Origin of the sequence: Methanoregula sp., assembly GCF_049690535.1 — an archaeon.
In the GTDB taxonomy this organism is placed as follows: Archaea; Halobacteriota; Methanomicrobia; order Methanomicrobiales; family Methanospirillaceae; genus Methanoregula.
Window position 1 is genome coordinate 1 of record NZ_JBAVMX010000007.1, and the last position, 2,920, is coordinate 2,920.

At 55.3% G+C, this 2,920-nt stretch carries 4 protein-coding genes and 1 pseudogene; 1 reads left to right on the top strand and 4 read right to left on the bottom strand.

Features of this window, described 5'->3' with window-relative positions; genetic code table 11:
- Positions 1-46: 46 nt before the first annotated feature.
- Positions 47-661: an RDD family protein gene (locus WCE46_RS00400; RefSeq protein WP_424731726.1), complete on the top strand. Its 615-nt coding sequence runs from the start codon at positions 47-49 to the stop codon at positions 659-661.
- Between the two features lie 116 nt (positions 662-777).
- Here WCE46_RS00400 and WCE46_RS00405 read toward each other — a convergent pair whose 3' ends face one another.
- The 4 genes and pseudogenes from WCE46_RS00405 to WCE46_RS00420 form a co-directional block, all read right to left on the bottom strand.
- On the bottom strand, positions 778-1,035 hold the full coding sequence (locus WCE46_RS00405; RefSeq protein ID WP_424731727.1) for a SemiSWEET family sugar transporter: 258 nt from the start codon (positions 1,033-1,035) through the stop codon (positions 778-780).
- 110 nt (positions 1,036-1,145) lie between these two features.
- Positions 1,146-1,553, bottom strand: coding sequence for a YybH family protein (locus WCE46_RS00410; RefSeq protein WP_424731728.1), 408 nt, complete (start codon positions 1,551-1,553; stop codon positions 1,146-1,148).
- A gap of 164 nt (positions 1,554-1,717) precedes the next feature.
- The gene (locus WCE46_RS00415) at positions 1,718-2,530 is read right to left on the bottom strand and encodes a class I SAM-dependent methyltransferase (RefSeq protein ID WP_424731729.1); all 813 of its coding nucleotides are present in this window, start codon (positions 2,528-2,530) and stop codon (positions 1,718-1,720) included.
- Between the two features lie 97 nt (positions 2,531-2,627).
- Positions 2,628-2,920: pseudogene (locus tag WCE46_RS00420) on the bottom strand (metal-dependent hydrolase); the annotation flags it as partial.

Genomic DNA, 2,920 nt, shown 5'->3' on the forward strand with positions numbered 1-2,920 from the left:
TTAAAAAGGACACCCGGATTAAGTTAACGTATCAGGAGTATGAGGAATGTTCTGTCCAAAATGTGGAAAAGAGACTGACGCGTCCGGACAATTCTGCCAGTGGTGCGGGGCACCGATCGAAGCTGCCTCCCTTGGGCCGGCAGCGGTCGCTTCTCCCGAGGTTGACGAAGCTCCCGATGTCGGCATCTATGCCGGCCTTGGACGGCGGTTCGTTGCGTTTATCATTGACTTTATTCTTATTGCCCTGTTCGGCATCATTGCGGTTGCATTTTTCAACCAGGCAAACGGGATCATGTACCTGTATTACCTCGTGGTCTCCCATGCGCCGATCACCTCGCTGACCGAAGCGGGAACGCCGATCGCAGCTCTCGGGCCTATCGTTGCTGCCGTTGGCATCCTGATCATCATTGTTCCCTGGCTCTACTACGCAGGCTTTGAATCCTCGCGGGGACAGGCTACGCCGGGGAAAGTCCTGATGCGCCTTGAGGTGACCGACCTTGAAGGTAACCGGATCTCCTTTGCCAAGGCAACGCTGCGGTTCTTCGGGAAGTTTATCTCGACGCTGATTATCTTCATCGGATTTTTGATGATCGGCCTCACCAAAAAGCGGCAGGGTCTTCATGACAAGATCGCCGGCTGCCTCGTACTCCTTCAGGATTAACACTTTTTTGGCGTTTAAGCGCCCCTGATTCATGTGGGTGACCGGTTTTAACCGGTGTGCAACTTCTGTTTTGCAGCATGTCCCACGGCAGGGTGGGATCTGAGAAAAAAGAGCGATCACCGGTACCGCAGTTTGATGCCGAGCAGGATGAGGATCAATACAAGCGAAATTCCGTTTGCCGCGATGATGGGGAGGGCGTTTGTCCAGACCCCGTACACGAACCAGAGGAAAACGCCGACGGCATAGAGCACGAGCATGGAAAGAGAGATGTCTTTTGTCTCTTTAAGTCTCAAGCTCCGTATGACCTGCGGGACATATGCGACGGTCGTGAGGGTCCCGGCAATAAAACCGACAATGGTGATGGAGTCCATCATGTTTTCCTTACACTAATGGGGTATCTGCTCTTTTATACCGGTGGGCATCCAGGTGGTGAAAGCCACAACGAATACGTCATTCAAGTGCGCCTTACGCAATTCCTCCGGCATCACGTCAGGCCGGGTTCCGGTGAGAACTGATCGGAGACCACCAGCCAGCGTCCACCCTGCTTTATCAGCGTGAACATGTCCCGGCCCTGCATGGCAACATCCTGTCCTCCTATCGTAAACCTGATAGTAAAAAAGTACGTAAGTACGGCGCAGGTGCCCCGGCAGAAGAAACTGACCCGGTGACCGGTTTCTTTCCACGCGTGGATTTTTGCCGCCTCCACAAATCCCCGCCACCCGGCCACATAGGCTTCCTTACCTTCAAGCCTGCCCGGGATTGTTGGGGCGACTGCCACTGCATCCGGGTGGATGTACCGGCCAAACGCTGTTTCATCCCATGTTTCCGTCCAGTGCCGGTTCATTTCTCTTACGGTCGCGATCACTTCGTTTGCGCGTTCTGATTCGTCCATGATACTCCTCACTTCCTTTTTTTGTATGTTTCAGGTTATAACCCACAAGGTCTGCGCTCCGTGAAAGTGTCCGGTGATGAGGAGCCGCTATGCAGGGTCCAAAAAGAGGAGGTTATCATTTCAGCAGTACTCTGGAGAGACTGTCGGGTTTGATCTGTATTGTGTTATACGATCCCGGTCGCCTTAAAAAACGTGTAACAGAAGACACCGTCAGGTTCGCAGGTACGGTACAGGTCTGCGATGCCCTGCTCCCACTCGGCTGGTGACATCAGTTCTCTGGTGAGCACCGTGTCCCTGACTCCTTTAACCATTGCAGTGAACGTCTGCCGGGTGAACCCCTCGACAAGCGCCGGCCGCGAGGCATCGACATACACCATTCTCGGCAATACGTGCACATCCGCATACCCGGCCTGCACAAGCAGCGGGTAGAGTTCCCGGCCGATAAGGGCGTTTCCCCCGGCCTCCCGCTGGAGACGGACAAGGCACCGGATGGCTTTTTTTGCCTCGGCACTGTCAGGATGAAAATACGCTGAACCATGATCGCCTTCGATGACCGTGATCGTCCCGCCCGGCCGGATAAGGGAACGGAGTAGGCGGAGCGCCTGTCCCGGATCGGAGAGGTGTTCCAGTACGAAACAGACAAAGATGTGATCGAAACTTTCCGGCGCGAACGGGAGGCTGAAGAGATCGCCGGCCTGGAAGGTCACATTAGTGATCCCTTCGGCGCGTACCCGTGCCTCCGCACGCCGGATCGAGTTCAGGGAGATGTCGACAGACGTTATCTCTGCGTCGGGGCTGCTCTTTGCAAGGATTACCGTCTGGGCGCCGGTCCCGCACCCGGCTTCGAGCACCCGGCTCCCGGCCGGGTACCGGGTATCGCTATGGAGAAGGGAGGTCAGGGTCCGAGCCTGGTCGCCCAGCCGTTCCGCTTCCCTTTCCGAATACCCGTGGACATAGTCGCCCTCATTCATGCGCATCTACCAGAGTACCGGTGCAGTTTCCCCGCTATAAAAGTACGGCGCTTCCCAAAAGAAAACCTCAATGTCGGACCACGTACTTCCCCTTTTCCGCAGATCATTTCATGTCCCGCTCTCCCGTTGCAATTCTGACCTGTCTGAAGTGTGGCGGGTAAAAGATCCTTCCTGAAACCCGCAGCGGATCAGAAAAGATGATTAAACCATCCTCCCTTTCCGCGGTCACGATGTACGAATGATACCGCAACCGTTGCACTTCCGGGAGCGCAGAACAGGAGGCGACCTCTTTTTGGCTCGTATTTCTGAATTTTTGGTAGCTCACCGGGTCGGTCATCCCAAGGCCGATCCGGTAGTCCCGTGCCATCCAAGCATCCCCGCTCTCGTAAACTGCAA